Origin of the sequence: Nocardia vinacea (assembly GCF_035920345.1) — a bacterium.
GTDB lineage: Bacteria > Actinomycetota > Actinomycetes > Mycobacteriales > Mycobacteriaceae > Nocardia > Nocardia vinacea_A.
This window is the reverse complement of the sequence record NZ_CP109149.1, coordinates 2,345,609-2,363,034: the sequence shown is the minus strand read 5'-3', so window position 1 is coordinate 2,363,034 and position 17,426 is coordinate 2,345,609. Positions and strand designations below refer to the sequence as shown.

21 protein-coding genes are annotated in these 17,426 nt (G+C 65.0%); 10 read left to right on the top strand and 11 right to left on the bottom strand.

Features of this window, described 5'->3' with window-relative positions:
• Window positions 1-99: 99 nt before the first annotated feature.
• Window positions 100-1,653 carry a succinic semialdehyde dehydrogenase gene (locus tag OIE68_RS11180; protein WP_327099316.1) on the top strand — a complete coding sequence of 518 codons (1,554 nt, stop codon included), beginning with the start codon at window positions 100-102 and terminating at the stop codon, window positions 1,651-1,653.
• Between the two features lie 152 nt (window positions 1,654-1,805).
• Here the strand turns inward: OIE68_RS11180 and OIE68_RS11175 are convergent, their stop codons facing one another.
• The 3 genes from OIE68_RS11175 to OIE68_RS11165 form a co-directional block, all read right to left on the bottom strand.
• Window positions 1,806-2,210, bottom strand: coding sequence for a DUF779 domain-containing protein (locus OIE68_RS11175; protein ID WP_327099315.1), 405 nt, complete (start codon window positions 2,208-2,210; stop codon window positions 1,806-1,808).
• The gene (locus OIE68_RS11170) at window positions 2,210-3,727 is read right to left on the bottom strand and encodes an aldehyde dehydrogenase family protein (RefSeq protein WP_327099314.1); all 1,518 of its coding nucleotides are present in this window, start codon (window positions 3,725-3,727) and stop codon (window positions 2,210-2,212) included. The genes OIE68_RS11175 and OIE68_RS11170 overlap by 1 nt, the downstream gene beginning before the upstream one ends.
• An 88-nt stretch (window positions 3,728-3,815) precedes the next feature.
• A complete protein-coding gene (locus OIE68_RS11165; RefSeq protein ID WP_327099313.1) occupies window positions 3,816-5,036 on the bottom strand; it encodes a transcriptional regulator in 1,221 nt (406 codons plus the stop codon).
• 147 nt (window positions 5,037-5,183) lie between these two features.
• Here OIE68_RS11165 and OIE68_RS11160 point away from each other — a divergent pair, with 147 nt between their 5' ends.
• The gene (locus tag OIE68_RS11160) at window positions 5,184-5,609 is read left to right on the top strand and encodes an MmcQ/YjbR family DNA-binding protein (protein ID WP_327099312.1); all 426 of its coding nucleotides are present in this window, start codon (window positions 5,184-5,186) and stop codon (window positions 5,607-5,609) included.
• 23 nt (window positions 5,610-5,632) lie between these two features.
• Here the strand turns inward: OIE68_RS11160 and OIE68_RS11155 are convergent, their stop codons facing one another.
• From OIE68_RS11155 to OIE68_RS11145, 3 genes are read right to left on the bottom strand one after another with little or no spacing between them, the layout of a single operon-like run.
• On the bottom strand, window positions 5,633-6,520 hold the full coding sequence (locus OIE68_RS11155) for a TIGR03621 family F420-dependent LLM class oxidoreductase (RefSeq protein WP_327099311.1): 888 nt from the start codon (window positions 6,518-6,520) through the stop codon (window positions 5,633-5,635).
• Window positions 6,521-6,546: 26 nt separating this feature from the next.
• Window positions 6,547-6,762, bottom strand: coding sequence for a hypothetical protein (locus tag OIE68_RS11150; protein WP_327099310.1), 216 nt, complete (start codon window positions 6,760-6,762; stop codon window positions 6,547-6,549).
• Between the two features lie 9 nt (window positions 6,763-6,771).
• Window positions 6,772-7,821: an aldehyde reductase gene (locus OIE68_RS11145; RefSeq protein ID WP_327099309.1), complete on the bottom strand. Its 1,050-nt coding sequence runs from the start codon at window positions 7,819-7,821 to the stop codon at window positions 6,772-6,774.
• A 111-nt stretch (window positions 7,822-7,932) separates the two neighbouring features.
• On the opposite strand from OIE68_RS11145, the gene OIE68_RS11140 reads away from it, so the two are divergent.
• The 4 genes from OIE68_RS11140 (at window position 7,933) to OIE68_RS11125 (ending at window position 10,488) form a co-directional block, all read left to right on the top strand.
• Window positions 7,933-8,547 carry a TetR/AcrR family transcriptional regulator gene (locus OIE68_RS11140; protein ID WP_327099308.1) on the top strand — a complete coding sequence of 205 codons (615 nt, stop codon included), beginning with the start codon at window positions 7,933-7,935 and terminating at the stop codon, window positions 8,545-8,547.
• 85 nt (window positions 8,548-8,632) lie between these two features.
• The gene (locus tag OIE68_RS11135; RefSeq protein ID WP_327099307.1) at window positions 8,633-8,944 is read left to right on the top strand and encodes a nuclear transport factor 2 family protein; all 312 of its coding nucleotides are present in this window, start codon (window positions 8,633-8,635) and stop codon (window positions 8,942-8,944) included.
• 14 nt (window positions 8,945-8,958) lie between these two features.
• Complete coding sequence (locus tag OIE68_RS11130; RefSeq protein WP_327099306.1) at window positions 8,959-10,101, top strand: alkaline phosphatase family protein; 1,143 nt, start codon at window positions 8,959-8,961, stop codon at window positions 10,099-10,101.
• A gap of 72 nt (window positions 10,102-10,173) precedes the next feature.
• Entirely contained in the window at window positions 10,174-10,488 is a 315-nt protein-coding gene (locus tag OIE68_RS11125) for a hypothetical protein (protein WP_327099305.1), read from the top strand.
• Between the two features lie 77 nt (window positions 10,489-10,565).
• Here the strand turns inward: OIE68_RS11125 and OIE68_RS11120 are convergent, their stop codons facing one another.
• From OIE68_RS11120 to OIE68_RS11110, 3 genes are read right to left on the bottom strand one after another with little or no spacing between them, the layout of a single operon-like run.
• On the bottom strand, window positions 10,566-10,784 hold the full coding sequence (locus OIE68_RS11120; protein ID WP_327099304.1) for a DUF397 domain-containing protein: 219 nt from the start codon (window positions 10,782-10,784) through the stop codon (window positions 10,566-10,568).
• Window positions 10,785-10,816: 32 nt separating this feature from the next.
• The gene (locus OIE68_RS11115) at window positions 10,817-11,032 is read right to left on the bottom strand and encodes a DUF397 domain-containing protein (RefSeq protein WP_327099303.1); all 216 of its coding nucleotides are present in this window, start codon (window positions 11,030-11,032) and stop codon (window positions 10,817-10,819) included.
• Window positions 11,022-11,933, bottom strand: coding sequence for a helix-turn-helix domain-containing protein (locus OIE68_RS11110; RefSeq protein ID WP_327099302.1), 912 nt, complete (start codon window positions 11,931-11,933; stop codon window positions 11,022-11,024). Before OIE68_RS11110 ends, OIE68_RS11115 begins: the two co-directional genes overlap by 11 nt.
• A gap of 155 nt (window positions 11,934-12,088) precedes the next feature.
• Between OIE68_RS11110 and OIE68_RS11105 the strand changes: the two genes are divergently transcribed.
• The 3 genes from OIE68_RS11105 (at window position 12,089) to OIE68_RS11095 (ending at window position 15,153) form a co-directional block, all read left to right on the top strand.
• Entirely contained in the window at window positions 12,089-12,439 is a 351-nt protein-coding gene (locus OIE68_RS11105) for a hypothetical protein (protein ID WP_327099301.1), read from the top strand.
• On the top strand, window positions 12,436-12,672 hold the full coding sequence (locus tag OIE68_RS11100) for a hypothetical protein (RefSeq protein ID WP_327099300.1): 237 nt from the start codon (window positions 12,436-12,438) through the stop codon (window positions 12,670-12,672). The genes OIE68_RS11105 and OIE68_RS11100 overlap by 4 nt, the downstream gene beginning before the upstream one ends.
• A gap of 195 nt (window positions 12,673-12,867) precedes the next feature.
• Window positions 12,868-15,153: an excinuclease ABC subunit UvrA gene (locus OIE68_RS11095; protein ID WP_327099299.1), complete on the top strand. Its 2,286-nt coding sequence runs from the start codon at window positions 12,868-12,870 to the stop codon at window positions 15,151-15,153.
• A 3-nt stretch (window positions 15,154-15,156) separates the two neighbouring features.
• Here the strand turns inward: OIE68_RS11095 and OIE68_RS11090 are convergent, their stop codons facing one another.
• The gene (locus OIE68_RS11090; protein WP_327099298.1) at window positions 15,157-15,888 is read right to left on the bottom strand and encodes an arginase family protein; all 732 of its coding nucleotides are present in this window, start codon (window positions 15,886-15,888) and stop codon (window positions 15,157-15,159) included.
• A 108-nt stretch (window positions 15,889-15,996) separates the two neighbouring features.
• A complete protein-coding gene (locus OIE68_RS11085; RefSeq protein ID WP_327099297.1) occupies window positions 15,997-16,905 on the bottom strand; it encodes an NmrA family NAD(P)-binding protein in 909 nt (302 codons plus the stop codon).
• Window positions 16,906-16,986: 81 nt separating this feature from the next.
• Here OIE68_RS11085 and OIE68_RS11080 point away from each other — a divergent pair, with 81 nt between their 5' ends.
• Complete coding sequence (locus tag OIE68_RS11080) at window positions 16,987-17,397, top strand: helix-turn-helix domain-containing protein (RefSeq protein ID WP_327099296.1); 411 nt, start codon at window positions 16,987-16,989, stop codon at window positions 17,395-17,397.
• Window positions 17,398-17,426: the final 29 nt, after the last annotated feature.

Sequence of the window (17,426 nt, the reverse complement as noted above, 5' to 3'; positions counted from 1 at the left end):
GGCGTTGTCACCTGCCAAACCCGGGTAGTGGCTGCTATGGCTACGGCAGGCGGCGTATGTTGTGTGTATCCGGGGGTTACTCACAAGTAGGAGGCACCGATGCCCGCGCCGAATGCCGAAGTCTTCGACCGCCTGAGTGCGCTCGCCGCGATCGCTGATCCGGACGCCCGTGCGCGCAAAACCATCGCCGAAACCTTCACCGGCACCGCACTCGGCAGCGTACCCGTGGGCACCGCCGATGACGTGGCCGCCGCATTCGACAAGGCCAAGGCCGCGCAGTCCCGATGGGCCGTGCGCTCGGCCAAGGATCGTGCCGCGGTACTCGAGCGATACCGCGAATTGGTCGTCGAACAGCGCGAATTCCTGATGGACGTGATCCAGGCCGAAACCGGTAAAGCGCGCTGGGCCGCCCAGGAAGAGATCATGGGCCTGATGTTCGCGGCCCGCTACTTCGCCAGGGTCGCGCCCGATCTGCTCGACGCGCACCGTGTTCCCGGCGCCTTCCCGGTGCTCAACCGGGCGACCGTGCGTCACCAGCCCAAGGGCGTCGTCGGTGTGGTCGCGCCGTGGAACTATCCGATGCTGCTGTCCATCGGCGATTCGATCCCGGCGCTGCTCGCGGGCAATGCGGTAATCGTCAAACCCGATAGCCAGACCCCGTTCTCCGCACTGGCCGGCGCCGAACTGCTGTACCAGGCCGGACTGCCCCGCGACCTGCTCGCCGTCGTCACCGGACCGGGCACCGTGGTCGGCACCGCCATCGTGGACAACTGCGATTACCTGATGTTCACCGGCTCCTCCGCGACCGGGCGCACCCTGGCCGAACAGTGCGGGCGCAGGCTCATCGGCTTCTCCGCCGAACTCGGCGGCAAGAACCCGATGATCGTCACCCGCGGCGCGAAGCTCGACAAGGCCGCCAAGGCCGCGGTGCGCGCGTGCTTCTCCAATGCGGGTCAGCTGTGTATTTCGATCGAACGACTGTATGTGGAGAAGGCGGTCGCCGCGGAGTTCACCGAGAAGTTCGTCGCCGCCGTTCAGGCCGCGAAACTCGGTGCGGCCTATGACCATTCGGCTGATATCGGCAGCCTGATCTCCGAGGCGCAATTGGAGACCGTCTCGAAGCACGTCGCCGACGCGACTTCCAAGGGCGCTCAGGTACTCGCGGGCGGCAAGGCGCGCCCGGATCTGGGACCGCTGTTCTTCGAACCCACGGTGCTCGCCGATGTCACCGGCGAGATGGAATGCGGCCGCAACGAAACCTTCGGCCCGCTGGTCTCGATCTACCCGGTCGATAGCGTCGAGGAGGCGATCGGGTTGGCCAATGACACCGAATACGGCTTGAACGCGAGCGTCTGGGCGGAGAGCAAGGACGCGGGGGAGCGGATCGCCGAGCGGCTGCACGCGGGCACCGTCTGCGTCGACGAGGGTTATGCCCCGGCCTGGGGCACCACCGCAGCCCCGATGGGCGGTATGGGTATCTCCGGTGTCGGGCGCAGGCACGGCTCGGACGGGCTGCTGAAGTTCACCGAACCGCAGACCGTGGTGGTCACGCGGTTCATGAATCTCGATGCGCCGCCGGTGATTTCGCAGGACAAATGGCAGCGGCTGCTGATGACGCTCACCCGCGGCTTCCGTTTCCTGCCTGGTCGGTAAGACACCGGACCCCGCCGTCCCGGTCTGCAGCGGGACGGCGGGGCTTCGTGGTGTCGGCCCGGGGCTGCGGACCCCCTGGCCGATCACCCGTTGGCCGCCCGCGGACGCACCCGCAGGCGTGAATCAGGCACCGGCGACTGACTTTTCGGCAGTCAACTCATCCGATCGGCTCCCGTCCGTGGTGGCGGTCCGGCCGCCAACACCGCTGTCTCCTCATCGGTCAGCAGCCGCGATCTGATGATGAACCGCACACCCTCGGGCGCCTCCAGCGAGAATCCGCTGCCGCGCCCGGCGACCACGTCCACGGTGAGATGGGTGTGTTTCCACAGTTCGAATTGATCGCCGCTGATCCAGAATTCGGTATGCCACGGTAGTCGGCCCAGCAGCACATCCGCGGCGCCGACCCGGAATTCGCGCACCCCGAAGCACATCGGTGAACTGCCGTCGCAGCAGCCGCCGGATTGGTGGAACAGCACCGGTCCGTGCTGTTCTATCAACCGGCGCAACACTTCTCGCGCCCGCTCGGTGATCGCGACGCGGGCTACTCTGCGATGCATCAGAAGAATCCGAGTTTTGTCGGTGAATAACTGACCAGCAGATTCTTGGTCTGCTGGTAGTGCTCGAGCATCATTTTGTGGTTTTCCCGGCCGATGCCGGACTTCTTGTACCCGCCGAAGGCGGCGTGTGCGGGGTACGCGTGGAAACAGTTGGTCCATACTCGCCCTGCCTTGATTGCTCGGCCCATCCGGTAGGCCGTGGTGATCTCCCTGGTCCACACCCCGGCGCCGAGGCCGTAAAGGGTGTCGTTGGCGATCATGGTCGCCTCTTCGACGGTGTCGAACCTGGTCACCGCCACCACCGGGCCGAAGATCTCCTCCTGGAAGATCCGCATCGTATTGGTGCCCTCGAAAATCGTCGGCTGGATGTAGTAGCCACCCGGCAGTCCGTCCACCTTGCGTGCTTCGCCTCCGGTGAGTACGCGGGCGCCTTCCCGCCTGCCGATATCTATGTAGGAGAGGATCTTTTCGAATTGGTCGTTGCTGGCTTGGGCTCCGATCATGGTGGTGTCGTCGAGCGGATTACCGCCCCTGATGGCTCTGGTCCGCTCGATGCAGCGGGCCAGGAATTCGTCGTAGATCGACGAATGGATCAGTGCGCGCGAGGGACAGGTGCACACCTCGCCCTGGTTGAGGGCGAACATCACGAAACCCTCGACGGCCTTGTCCAGGAACTCGTCATCGGCGGCCATGACATCGGGCAGGAAGATATTGGGGCTCTTACCGCCCAACTCCAGACTGACCGGAATGATGTTCTCGCTCGCGTACTGCATGATGAGCCGTCCGGTGGTGGTCTCACCGGTGAAGGCGACCTTGGCCACGCGCGGACTCGCCGCCAGCGGCTTGCCCGCCTCGATACCGAAACCGTTGACCACGTTGAGAACTCCGGGCGGCAGTAGGTCGGCGATGAGCTCGATCACCAGCAGAATCGATGCCGGGGTCTGCTCGGCGGGTTTGAGCACCACGCAGTTGCCCGCCGCCAGGGCCGGGGCCAGCTTCCACGCGGCCATCAGAATCGGGAAGTTCCACGGGATGATCTGACCGACCACGCCGAGTGGTTCGTGGAAGTGGTAGGCGATGGTGTCGGCATCGATTTCGGCGATGCTGCCCTCCTGGGCGCGGATGGCGCCGGCGAAGTAGCGGAAGTGATCGACCGCCAAAGGCAGGTCGGCGGCGAGGGTTTCGCGAACGGGTTTGCCGTTGTCCCAGGTTTCGGCGATGGCGAGGGGTTCGAGGCTGTGCTCGATCCGGTCGGCGATCTTGTTGAGGATATTCGCGCGCTGGGCGGGCGAGGTGGCGGCCCAATTCCCGGCGGCGAGGTGCGCGGCTTCGAGGGCCATATCGATATCGGCCGCGGAGGATCGTGCCACCGAGCAGAAGGTTTCGCCGTCCACCGGGGACGGGTTCTCGAAGTACCTGCCCTCGATCGGAGCCGCCCAGTCGCCACCGATGAAGTTGTCGTAGCGACTGGCGTAGGTGACGATGCCGGTGGCGGACCCCGGTTTGGCGTAGATCATGTGTGGGCGCTCCTCGCGAATCTGCCTGCCGGGCCACTATGTCCCGAGAAGGTTGGTGCGAGGTTGGTGCCGTTGTTACAGGGGTGACTCAGGAGCGCAGTGCGGTGTACAACCGGGCGACGACTACGGCCCGGCGCACATCGTCGGCGGGTAGCAACCGCAGCGCGTGCTCATGCACCTCGATATCGCCGGGTGAGTGCTCGCCGAAGGCGACGGCGTGATCGGCGCGGTCACTAGCCAGTACCGCGGTGCGCACCCCGACATCGAGATGGTTGCGCCACTGCAGCACGCCGGGAGTGTCCGAACCGGGCAGCAGCGGTCCGCGGTAGAGCCAGACCGCCGAGGTGGTGTCGCCCGCCTGGATCGCGGCGAGCAGATCGACCGCATCGCAGGAGACCGGACCGGTGAGCATGTAGCGGCGGTTGCTGATCTCACCGCCGGTCGTGCGCCGCAGATGTGAGACATCGGCCTTGAGCGTGCTCGAGGACACCGGACGGTCGCCGTAGACCGCGGCCTGCAGTTGTTCGGGAGTGAACCCGTCGGGCTCCAGCGCGAGCAGCGCCAGAATTTCCAGGTGGCGCGGCGGCAATGGCACCGGCCTGCCGTCGCGGACCAGCCGTGCGCCGCCCAGACATTCGAGCCGCACACCGCGCGCCGGTGTCGGTGCGGCCGCCCGCAACATTGTCTCGACCGCGGTGACCAGCGCGCGGACCGAGGTGATCACCATCGGATGCGAACGCTCCCAGGAACTGGACAGATCGAGCGCACCGACCTGGCGGCCGTCGGGTGCGTGGATCGGCACGGAATAGCACACCCAGCCGTGCAGCGCGGCGACCAGATGTTCGGCGGAGAACACGGTGGTCGGGCGGTCGCTGTGCAGGGCGAGCGACAATCCGTTGGTACCCATATGGCTTTCGTCCCAGCAGCCGCCCGGCGCGAAGTTCACCGCCTCGGCCTGGCGGCGCAGCGCGCGATCGCCGCAGGACCAGAGGATGGTGCCCGCGGCATCGGTGACTGCCGCGAGATAGCCGGAGTCCTCGGAGATATCGCGCAGATCACCGGCCAGCTCGGTAATCGGTTGGCGCAGTGGCGATTCGGTCCAGCGATCGCGGACATCGCCCAAACCGGGCGCCTCGGTGCGATTCGGATCGACGGTCGTCAGCGAGCGCTGCCAGGACTGGATGACCTCATTGCGTAGCGAGGTCGAACCCGCGGGTATACCGAGAGTGCTACTCGGAGCCGTCGCCCAACGCGCCCATTCTTTTTCCAGTGCGGCCCGTTGTTGGGTGAGGGTGCGGAATTGTGCCACCTCGTTAACCCCATCGTTAGTGTGAGCTCACATTCGCTATCTCATGATGGCGTACGCATATAGGTTGCGTCGAGAGTTCGACGGCAAACCGACCGTCCTCCATTGAAGGTTCAACTCCGATCTGCGATTGCGGTCTACGCTGCTGATATGGCGAGAGTTTCGCGACGAGCCAAGGTGGCCGACGTGCACGAACTGGCCACCGGCATGCCGTTCGTCAACCGGGTGGACGGACCGCACGGCAATGCGGTGTACCAGGTCGGCGGCAAATCCTTCGTCTTCTTCCGCAATCCGCGCCCCGACGCTTTCGACCCGGACACCGGTGAGCGCTATACCGATGTGATCGTGATCTGGGTGCCCTCGGAGTCCGACAAACTCGCGCTGGTACAGGATCCGGATTCACCGTTCTTCACCACCCCGCATTTCGACGGGCATCTATCGGTCCTGGTGCGCGGCAGCCGCATCGGTGAACTCAGCAGGCAGGAGTTGGCGGAGGTCATCCAGGACGCCTGGCTGAGTCGGGCTTCCCGCAAACGGGCGGCCGACTGGCTGGCCGCACACAATGTCGCGGACTGACCTGCCGTGGCGTGTCCCCGCATTCAGCGCAGCAGTTCGATGACCGCGCCCATCGGCTCCATGCTGGTCTCCAGCACAGAGACGTAGCTGAATCCGAACCGTTCCCGGCGCTCTTCCAACTGCCGCGCCATTTCCTTCGCCGTGCCGATCAGCAATGCGGGCAACTCCTCTGGGCGGTCGGCGACATCGGTGGGCAGATGCGGCCCATACAGTTCCAATGCGGCCGACCGTTCCTCCGGTGGAATTACCCGCTGCAGCAGGATATTCAGCTCGACCTCCTCGGCCCGTGACCCGAGCAACTCCCGCAGGTACGCCATCCGCGCATCGGTGGCGGCGGGTCCGACGAACTGCAGTGGTCCACCGTTGTACGCCGGAGCGGCACCCGGCAGCGCGACGATATCGGCATATTCGGCCGCGACCCGCAGCAGCCGATCGCCCCAACCGGCGATGACCAGTGGCGGACCCGAGGGCTGCGCGGGCCGGGGCTGATACTCGGGATCGGCGAACAACCGCCGCAATGTCGCCGCGGTCGCCGCCAACTGCTCGACCCGCTTGCCCGCGCTCTCGAAAGTGATTCCGGCCGTTTCGAATTCCTCCCGGACATACCCGGCTCCGAGTCCCAACTCGACCCGTCCATCGGTGAGTTGATCGGCCGTCGCGGCCTCGCGCGCCAAGAGCGCCGCGTTGTAGAACGGCGTATTCAATACGAACGTCGTCAACCGAACCCGCTCGGTCGCCTCGGCCGCGAGAATCATTGCCGGAAACGGCGCGGGCAACCCCAGATGGTCGGCCACACCGACCACGTCGTACCCGAGTTCCTCGGCCCTGCGACACTTCTGTATCCACTCCGCCCGCGAAGCGGGAGCGAGCAGAGTGACACCGAACCGGAACTTGCGTCGCGCAGCCGTCACCCTTTCTGTCTACCAGGCCGAACCGATCAGCACGGCGCGAGCGCCAGTCCCACCCAAATCATCCCGGCCAACGTCATCACCGCCGCCAATGCCGGACCCGGTCGCCGCAACCTGACCGACCCGATGATCCGGCGCACCGCATTTCGCCATTGCGGCGCACCGGATTTCGTCTCCGGTGTCCGCCTCCCCAACCAGCGTCGCACCAAACCGATGGTGCCGATGATGAGTGTCGCGATCAGCATGGCCCCGCCCTACGCATTCACGGCTGTCCGACGCGCCGCCGCGTCGGCAGCCCGTGGCACGACGCCGAACTCGATCAAACTCTCCGCGGTATCCAGCACCGTCTCCCGCACCGGCCGCATCGACCATCCGAGTTCCCGCCGCGCTTTCTCGGAGCTGAGCTGCTCGGTACGACCCAACATCGGCACTGTCAATCGAATCCCCTTGTCGAACAATGCAATCGCCCGCACGAGAACATCGGGGATCACCCGAGTCGGTACCCGGTATCCACGCGGCCCGAACTCCTGGGCCAACGTACGCCCCATATCCGCCATCCAGACATGTTCGCCCGCGCAGATATACCGATTCCCGACCGCGCCGGGAGCCTCCAGCGCCAGCCGATGCGCCACTGCGAGATCCCGCACATCCACCACTGCCCATCCCACCCGCGGTGAACCCGGCGCATCCCGGGCGAGCAGTCGGCGCACCGGCTCGTGCGAGGTGCTCGTCGCCGCGGATTGCAACGGCCCCAACACCATTCCGGGATTCACCACCACCAGCTCGAGGTCCGAATCCGCGGCGAAATCCCACGCCGCCCGCTCGGCCAGCGTCTTGCTCTTCTGATAGGCCGCACTACGTTCGACCACCGACCAATCGGCCTCGGTGCGCACCGCATCCGTCTCGTGACCATAGGTGATCGCGGCGATCGAGGAGGTGAGCACGACCCGCTGAACACCACTGTCCGCACACGCCCGCAACACTCGCAATGTCCCGTCGACCGCGGTATCGATCAGTTCCCGTTCGTCGTCCGGTGGCGTCGCCGGAAACGGTGATGCCACGTGCAGGACGAACGCGCAGCCCGAAACGGCCGCCGCCCAGCCCGCATCGTCGTTGAGATCCACCGCGACGAACTCCAACTCGCCGCCGAGCCGATCCGCGAGTGCCACCAGATGTGCGCGTTTATCCGCTTTTCCGAGGTCGCGAACCGTGCCACGCACGGCATATCCGTGCTCGAGCAGTTCGGCGATGACGTGTCCAGCGACGAATCCTGTTGCGCCGGTTACGAGTACCTGTGAGCTCATATGCTTACCCGCTTCGAAGGAGGGATGGCGGCCAGCCCATCTGAGCGCCGCTCAGATCATCTAAGCACTGCATAGTTAGGCTGTCCAGCAGGCGTCGAATACGCTCGATTGGTGACGCGGACCAGTTACCATCACGGCGCGCTGCGCGACACGCTCCTCGCCGCCTGCCTGCGGCTGATCGAGACCGAGGGCCTCGGCGCGGTGAGCCTGCGGCGGGTGGCCCGCGAGGCGGGCGTGAGCACCGGCGCGCCGTACCACCATTTCGCTGATCGCTCGGCCCTGCTCGCCGCTCTGTCGACTCAGGGTTTCCGACGGCTCGGCAGCGACTTGGCCGCCGCGCGCGCCGCCGCCGGCACACCGCTGCAAGCGTTGACCGCGCTGGCCGAAACCTATGTGCGGTTCTCCCAGGAAAATCCCGGCTACTTCCGTCTCATGTTCCGCCCGGAACTCTCGCAACCCGATAAGCATCCGGATGCGGCGGCGGCGGGCGACGCGGCCTTCGATGTCCTCGCCGATACCATCGCCGAAGCCGTCGCCGCGGGATTGCTGCCCGCCGACAAAGCCGACACGCTGGCCGTCATGTGGTGGAGCTTGGCGCACGGCATGGCCTCGCTGTGGCTGGACGGTCAACTCGAAAAGCGCAGCATCCAACTCGGCACCACCGCGCCCACGCTGGTCGAGGACATCATGCGCACCTTCACCGCGCTGGTCGGCCCCGGCGCGTGACACCCGCGCGAGCGCGCACGCCACTAGAGTGAAGCCGAACGTTTGCTCCTCCGATGCACCCGCACTCTTCGAGAGGGATGTTCCGATGACACAGCAGCTCGATCCCACAGTCCAGGAATTCGTCACCGCGCTCAACGACAGCGATCAGGACCGCTTCTACGCCATCCTCACCGACGACGCGACCATGTCCGATGACGGTGTGGAGCGCAATCTCGTCCAGTGGACCGACTCCGAGATCTTCGGCAGCAATGGGCGCATGAATGTCGAATCGATCGGCGACCACGGCACCGAACTGGTTGCCGACTACACGAATTCCCGCTGGGGTTCGATGCGCACCACGTGGCGCTTCACCGTCCGCGACAGCAAAATCAGTCGATTCGAGACCGGCCAGGCCTGAGTACCCTCGAGTTCGTGTTCACCACGCCCCGTTACGGCACGGGCTCCCTGGCTGATCTGTTTCCATCCCTCCTCGCCGGGCTCGGCGTGCCCGGCGAGGTCGACCGGCTCGGCCTCGCGCTCGCCGCCGACCGGATCTGCGTGCTGCTGATCGACGGTCTCGGCGCGGACGCACTCGCCGCGAATTCCGATGCGGCGCCATTCCTGTCGGCACTGGCGCAGCGCACGCTGACGGCGGGCTTCCCGAGCACGACGACGGTCAGCCTGAGCTCACTCGGCGTCGGCGTGCCGCCCGGCGAACACGGGTTCACCGGATACCTGATACACGTGCCCGGCTACGACCGGCTGGTGAATGCGCTGACCTGGCGGCTACACGGCGCGGGACCGAAGATCGACCTGCTGCAGGATCTGGTGCCGGAGCAATTCCAGCCCACCGCCACGGTTTTCGAGCGCGCCGCGGCCGACGGTATTGCGGTGGCCCAGGTCGCGCCGCGTCTACAGGCGGGGTCCGGGCTGACCAGGGCGGTGCTGCGCGGCTGCGAATTCCGCCCCTATGTTTCTGTCGGCGATTTCGTCGACGGCGTCGCCATCGCATTGCGCGCGGGCCCGCGCTCGCTGGTCTACGCCTACCACGGCAACCTCGACACGACCGGTCATGTGCGCGGACCATCCTCGGACGCTTGGCTTTTGGAGCTCGCGCACGTCGACCGGCTGGCTGCCACCATCGCCGAACATCTGCCACCCGACGCCGCGCTCATCGTGACCGCCGACCACGGCATGGTGGAACTCGTCGACCGCGTCGACTACGACAAAATCGAGGTACTGCGCGAGGGCGTATGCCTACTCGGTGGCGAACCGCGCGCCCGCCATGTCTTCACCGCCGACGGCGCGACCGCCGATGTGGCGGCGACCTGGCGGGAATACCTCGGCGCCGACTTCGATGTCATCCCCCGCACCGAGGCGATAGATCGCGGCTGGTTCGGCCCCACCGTGGCACCGCATATCGCCCAGCGCATCGGCGATCTCGTGGTCGCGGCAAGTGGTCTGCGCGGCGTCGTGCGCACCGGTGCCGAACCGCTCGAGTCCATGCTGATCGGCCATCATGGTTCGCTCACATCGGCGGAGATGAATGTGCCGCTGTGCACGTTCCGACCGTAACCGCGCCGTTGCCCTAGGCTGTACGGCGTTGTCGCGGGCATGGTCGCCCGCCGAACCGCCAGGAGGATCTCTATGAACGCCACGCTCTTACGCACCGGACTCGGGGTCGCGGCGGTCGCGGCACTGCTGGCCGGATGCACCGATATCGAGCGGGCGCTCAACCAAGGTGGTGACACCACCTGCCGCGACTACGTCAAACAGGATCAGGACACCAAACGCACGACGATCACCAAATTCATCAAGCAGCAGACCAACGATGATCACGAGCCCGCGGGCACGGCGGTCGACGCCACGATGATCCAGGTGGACCTGCTGTGCGGTGCCCAGGTCAATCAGGACACCCAGATCAAAAAGGCTGATATCGCAGGCATTTTCCTCAACAAATAGTCCGAATACGCGACAAGCGGACACACAAAGCGGCCCCCAGCAGATTGAAAACTGAGGGCCGCTTTGCTATTTCGGGACTACGTGCGGTCGAACTCACCATCGTTCATGCCAGCGGTGAAGGCGTCCCACTCGCCGGGCGTGAAGACAAGCGCGGGGCCGGTCGGGTTTTTCGAGTCCCGGATGCCGACGTGGCCGCCGTCGAGGAAGGCCACCTCAACGCAGTCTTTTCCGGCTTCACTGCGTCGGGACTTGAACCACTGCGCGCCAGCCAGGTCGCCATCAAGATTCACTGCCATGACTCCTTGCTATCTCTATCGGGAATCGGGACTTACGGACGGTCGAACTCGCCGTCGTTCACGCCTGCGGTGAAGGCGTCCCACTCGGACGGAGTGAACACCAGCGCCGCGCGGGTGGGGTTCTTCGAGTCACGTACACCGACCGCGCCCCCGTCGAGCCAGGCAACCTCCACGCATTCGCCGCTGGTCCCCGAGCTGCGGCTTGATTTGAACCACTTCGCCCCTGCTAGGTCGACTTCAGCGTTCACAGTTGTAACTCCTCGCCATCTCTCTCAATAGGGTGCGGCTCGAGCGAGCGTCCATCGTCGCCCCGGCCAACGTACGGAACGTGTGCCGACAGCGCTGCACGTCGTCGCGCTTCTCCAGGTACGCATCCCCTGTGTAACTTTCCGCGTAGACGACCGCCGGTTCCACCGGTTTGCCTTGTCCGTCCTTCGGGAAGGTCATCACGATGAATGGGGTGACCAGCCTGCCAATCGGCAAGCCAGCTTCTTGCCTGAGTATGCGTACCTCGATGTTGTCGAGCGTACTCATGTCCGCCGCGTGCCTGCACTGATCAGCCATCACCTGTGCGCCGCCGATGATGGTCCGCAGCGCGTTCTCGTGGATCACGGCCGTGAGCTTGCACGGGTTCCGGGGCCGCGTGAGCAGATTCTGACGCCGCGCAAGAACCGCTGCCACCCGTTCCAACCCCTCGTCCGGGATTCGCGGCCGCTTAGCTCGGTTCATGGCCTGCGCGTAGTCGTGAGTTTGGAGCAGACCGGGGATGATGAGCGGCTGAAATATAGCCAATTCGCTTGCGGCGGATTCGAGTTCGATGTAGGTGTTGAACTTCGGTTCCAGTAGGTCGCTGTAGGTGCGCAGCCAGGACCGGACCGGGGCCTGTCCCGCAAGCTCCTTCCAAGCCACAAGGTCTTCCGCGTCGATCCCGTACAGCCCACCCAGGGCATCAAGATCTGTCGCCCTGACGGTCTTGTTGCGGCCGTTCTCCAGTCTGCTAATCGTTGCGTTACCCCAGCCGAGTGTTCGCGCGGCCACCTCCAAGCTCAGGCCCGCCCGCGTCCGTGCTTCTCGCAATAAACGGCCCAGTTGCCTACGCGGCAATGTGGTTCCGTTGTCCTCTGGCCCATCATCGTCTTCGGTGGTCACCCCTTGCGATCCCCTTCCGGCTTGCGATGCAGCTTCCTTCCGTGGCGGAAGGAGCGTAACTGTGTCAGCGGAAGGATTACTGCGCTTTCACTTGAGTTTCGCCAGTTCGCAATTGCGCCTGCCCGAACGTTGGCACTTGACACACCCTTTGCGTCATGTCCGAGCCGAAACGAGAGCTTCCACAACGAGATCCGTTCATCGGGCCGCCAGTCGAGTACAGCGGCGCACCGCCCGAGCTGGTCGAGCAAGTCGCGGCCGCCGTCCGCGAGTGGGCAGGCCCGCGAATAGCTCCATCCGTGCGTCGTCTGCTCGCGGACTTTCACGAAGACACCCACCAGAAACTCGACCGTGCTCCCGTCGATAGCCGTCCGATGTTTCATGGGGCGGACGGCTCGGTGTTGCCGGTCGACGAGGACGGATGGGCTTCCGATTCGGACGCTGATCTCGACCACGCCGACGCAATCACCATTCATCCCACAGATGTTCGCGACATCGAGGAGTCGTGAGTCCGAAACATCATGAACCCAAAGGGGTTTCGCCTCGTCCCGACGAACCGGATGTACACCTCAGCGTATTCCTGCACGGCGTGCGCCTCGACTACGCCGCCTGCCTTACCGCCGCGCTGATATTCACGCGTGAGCACCAGCGGCGGCACCACGCCGACGCGGTCACCATCGACCTCGGCGACACCAGTCGCTATCCGCGCCTTCCGTGCGAACGCCTCTTCCTTGGTTCATAAGACGAGACGTAGAGCCGCGGAAGGCGAAATTCAAGAGCCTCAACGGAATCCGCCGAGCTGTTGGACCTTTCCGGCCGCGGCCGAAGAAAGCGCTGGTCAGGGCTTATCGACCATTCCATGCACATACTGCATTAATGTGATCTGCATCACGTTCCGCCGGGCAATTTGTCGGTAGCGCATGGCATGGTGGGCGACATGCCTTTTGCCGATTCCGTCGCCCCCACGGATGTCATCCGCGTGCTCGGTGCCAGTGAGCACAACCTGCGCAATGTGTCGTTGGAAATCCCCAAGAACAAGATCACCGTCTTTACCGGCGTCTCCGGGTCGGGCAAATCGTCGATCGTCTTCGACACCATTGCCGTGGAGTCGCAGCGTCAGCTGTATGCGACATTCCCGGCATTCATTCTCAACTTCCTGCCGCGCTATGAACGGCCGCACGCCGAGGCGATCGAGAACCTGACGGCTCCGGTCATCATCGACCAGCAGCCCGTCGGCGGTGGGCCGCGCTCGACCGTCGGGACGATGACCGATATCTACTCGATGGTGCGGGCGATGTTCGCCCGATTCGGTTCGCCCTCAGCCGGATTCGTCTACAACTACTCGTTCAATGTGCCGCAGGGCATGTGCCCGGACTGTGACGGACTCGGGGTCGCGGTGCGGGCCGATCCGGATCGGTTGGTCGACCGGAGCAAATCGCTGAACGAGGGTGCGATTCTGCTGCCCGGTTATGCGGTGGACAGTGGCGAGTGGCAGATGTACGGCAAATCCGGGCGCTTCGATCCGGATAAGAAACTGGCAGACTACACCGAGGACGAGTTCACCGACCTGCTCTACGGCACCGGCGGCAAGGTGGAGCTGACCTTCGCGAAGGGCACTTGGAAGGCGAATTACGAAGGGCTGGCGGCCAAATTTACGCGCACCCGGTTGCAGCGCGACACCTCCACGCTCAGCGAGAAGACGCGCGAACAGATGCAGAAATTCCTCACCGAGGGTGTCTGCGCTACCTGTCGTGGTGCTCGGCTCAACGAAGCGGCATTGGCCACGAAGATCGATGGCCGCAATATCGCCGACTGGTCCGAACTGCAGATCACCGATCTGATGGCGGCACTCGATGAGATCACCGATCCGGCCGCACTCGGACTGGTCGCCGCGATCCGGACCGCGCTGCAGCGGGTGACCGATATCGGACTCGGTTATCTGAGCCTGGATCGGCCGACCTCGACCCTGTCCGGCGGTGAGGGGCAACGGCTCAAGATGATCAAACATCTGTCGAGCACGCTGATCGGGATGACCTATGTTTTCGACGAACCGAGCGTCGGATTGCATCCGCGTGATGTCGGCCGGTTGAACAACCTGCTGAAGGCACTGCGGGACAAGGGCAATACCGTGCTGGTGGTCGAGCACGATCCGGATGTCATCCAGATCGCCGACCATATCGTCGACGTCGGTCCGCGTGCCGGTCTGCACGGCGGGCAGGTGGTGTTCGAGGGGACCTTCGCCGAACTGCGGACCGCGGATACGCCGACGGGTGCGGGATTGCGCAGGCCGTTCGCGGTGAAGGAGACCTTCCGTAAGTCGAACGGCGCGTTGCTGATCGAGCATGCCGATGTGCACAACCTGAAAGATGTGACCGTCGCGGTGCCGACCGGCATTCTCACCTCGATCACCGGCGTCGCCGGCTCCGGTAAGAGCAGCCTCATCCGTGATGTGTTCGTCCGGCAGTATCCGGATGCGATCTTCGTCGACCAGTCGGCGATCGGGGCATCGTCGCGGTCCACGCCCGCAACGTATCTGGGCCTGATGGACCCGATCAGGAAGCTGTTCGCCAAGGCGACGGGGGAGTCGCCCGGCCTGTTCAGTTTCAACTCGACCGGAGCCTGTAAACAGTGCGAGGGTCGCGGCGTGATCATTACCGAGATCGCCTATATGGACCCGGTGACCACCCACTGCGATGCCTGTGACGGACGACGGTTCTCCGACGAGGTACTGGCACTGACCTTGCGCGACAAGTCGATTGCCGATGTGCTGGCGATGTCGGCCGAAGAGGCCCTCGGTTTCTTCACCGAAAAGGCACTGTCCACAAAGCTGCGCACGATGAACGAAGTGGGCCTGGACTATCTCAGCCTGGGCCAGGCCATGAGCACCCTGTCCGGCGGCGAACGCCAACGCATCAAACTGGCGACCCAACTGCAGAACACCGGCACCGTCTATGTCCTCGACGAACCGACCACCGGTCTGCACATGTCGGATGTGGACACCCTGCTCGCCCTGATGGACGGTTTGGTCGACCGCGGCAATACGGTGGTGGTGATCGAACACAACCTCGACGTGGTTGCCCACTCCGACTGGGTGATCGATCTCGGCCCCGACGGCGGCAAGGACGGCGGCGAAATCGTCTTCACCGGAACCCCCGCCGAATTGCTGACCCATCCCACTTCACTCACCGGCGAGTACCTGCGCAAGTACAAGGCCGCCGGGTAGGAATCAGGCGGAGTCGACGAGGGAGCGGACGTGCGCGGCGGCGGTGGCGTCGTCGCGCCACGTGCAGGCCAGGCCGAAGGCGGCGACTCGGCCGGTGGCGAGAACCGCTCGGACGGCGTCTGAGACTTCGGCCAGGGTCGGGCCGTTCGGGGCGGGGAAGAGCAGGCCCGGGAGGTCATCCGGGGTGACCACGTCGAAGTCGATGTGAAGATAGAGCGGGCCGTCCGGGAGGTCGCCGATATCGTCGACCGGACGGTGCCGGATCTGCGCGGTGTGCAGATATTCGACCTCCGGTGGGTCGAGATCGCGGCCGCCGACCAGGACGGCACGGTCTTCGGGGATGTCACGCAAGCCGATTCGGTCGGCTATCAAGTGACGGCCATAGCCGACGAGCATCCGCAGCGGGAAGCCACCGAGGTAGCCCGACGCGGAGGTCTCGAGGGTTTGCACGTCACCGTGCCCGTCGAACCAGACGAGCGCGGGATCCAGTCCGGCCCTTTGCAATCCGGCCACCGTGCCGAGCGCGGTCGTGCAATCTCCGGAGGCGACGATCGCGCATTCACCGCGGATCGCGGACTCGGCAACACGATCCGCCACCGCGTCATAGAGCACGGCCATCCGTGCCCATGGATCATCGACATCCGGCAGCTCGGCCGTGACCACCGCATCCGGGGTGATCGGAGCATTGATCTCCGGCCGGTATTCATCGAGGTGGTACGGCACGAGCAAGCGCATCTACCGAGCCTATTCGGGGCCGAAGCACGCGGCCACCGAATTAGGTCGGGCGGCAGGGCTACCGATTTGGGACGGTGTCAGGGCCGCGGGAGCGTACGCCCGCCCGGCTCATTGCGCCGCGTTCACCGACACAGACAGGTACCCACCCGCCTGCACCGCGCCGGTGATGAGTGCTCGAACGTCACGTGGTGCACTCGGCAGCAGGTCGAGCAGGTCGCTGCTCGACGCTTCGAGCAGTCCGGCACCGAGGTTCGCGAACAACGAGAGCGTGTGCGTGATCTGATACGGCTCCAATCCACTGCCCTGCAACATATTCCGCATTGCGCCGAGCGAGATCGGCGCGTATCGCACCGGGCGACCGAGGGATTCGCTGAGAATCTCGGCGATATCCGCGCCACCGACCGCGGTCACACCCTCCAGCTCGTACACCTTGCCCGCATGCCTGCTCCGCCTTCCGTCGACCAGATCGCGCTCGGTCTCCGCGGCCACCCGTACGGCCACCTCGGCCAGATCCTCGCGCGCCACCACTGATATCCGGCCGGTGCCGAATGCCGCGGCGAACACCCCGGATTCGGCCGAGGCGGCCGCGCCGGCGACGGCGAGCCCGACCGGAACCTCCGCGTAGAGGCCGTTGCGGAGCACGGTCACGTCGAATGGTGCTGTAGCCAGCCGCTTTTCGGTCCACCGATGGGGCAGGGCAATGGTCATCAGCTCCCCGGAACCCGCGAGGCTGGTGTAGATCACGTGCCGGACCCCCGCCGCCGCGGCGGCGTCGATCACCGCACCGTGGCGGGCCAACACCACATCGTCTTCGGCATATCCGGCCGAAATCAGTACCAGAACATCGACATCCCGCAGTCCCGTGGACAATGTTGCCGGATCGTCGAAATCGATTCGGCGCGTGATGGTGTCGTCACCGGAGCGGCTGCCCGCCGCTACTGTGAGGCCGTCGAGGGCGGACAGGCCGCGGTGGACGAGGCCGCCGAGGGATCCGGAGATACCGGTTACCAGGATCATTGCAACGCTCCCGATTGTTGTAGTTGCTGAATTCGTCCCCAGCATCGGTGGCCGCGGCGCGCGGCATAAGGAGGCACTTTCATGTCGGTCACGAACACAGCGGTCACCGCGCAGGTCGCGGGCACTATTCCCGATGGGCCCTGTGGCGATGACGACTGCGGCATCCGCGATGTGCTCGACCGGCTGGGGGATCGGTGGACGGTATTGGTGATCGTCGAATTGAGTAAAGGGGTGCGGCGTTTCCGTGAATTGGAGCGGGCGATTCCCGGGATCTCACAGCGGATGCTGACATTGACCACCAAGCGGCTGTGCCGCGACGGCATGGTGGAGCGCATCGCGTATCCGACGATTCCACCGCAGGTCGAATACCGGCTCACCGAGACCGGCCAGAGCCTGGCCGGGGCCATCGGCGCACTCGCCGACTGGTCACGCGATCACAAGGACCGCGTCGCCGACGCCCGCCGACGCTGGGACGCCGAGCACGGTAACTGAACACCTGTCGCGCGCGGGCGAACCGCGCT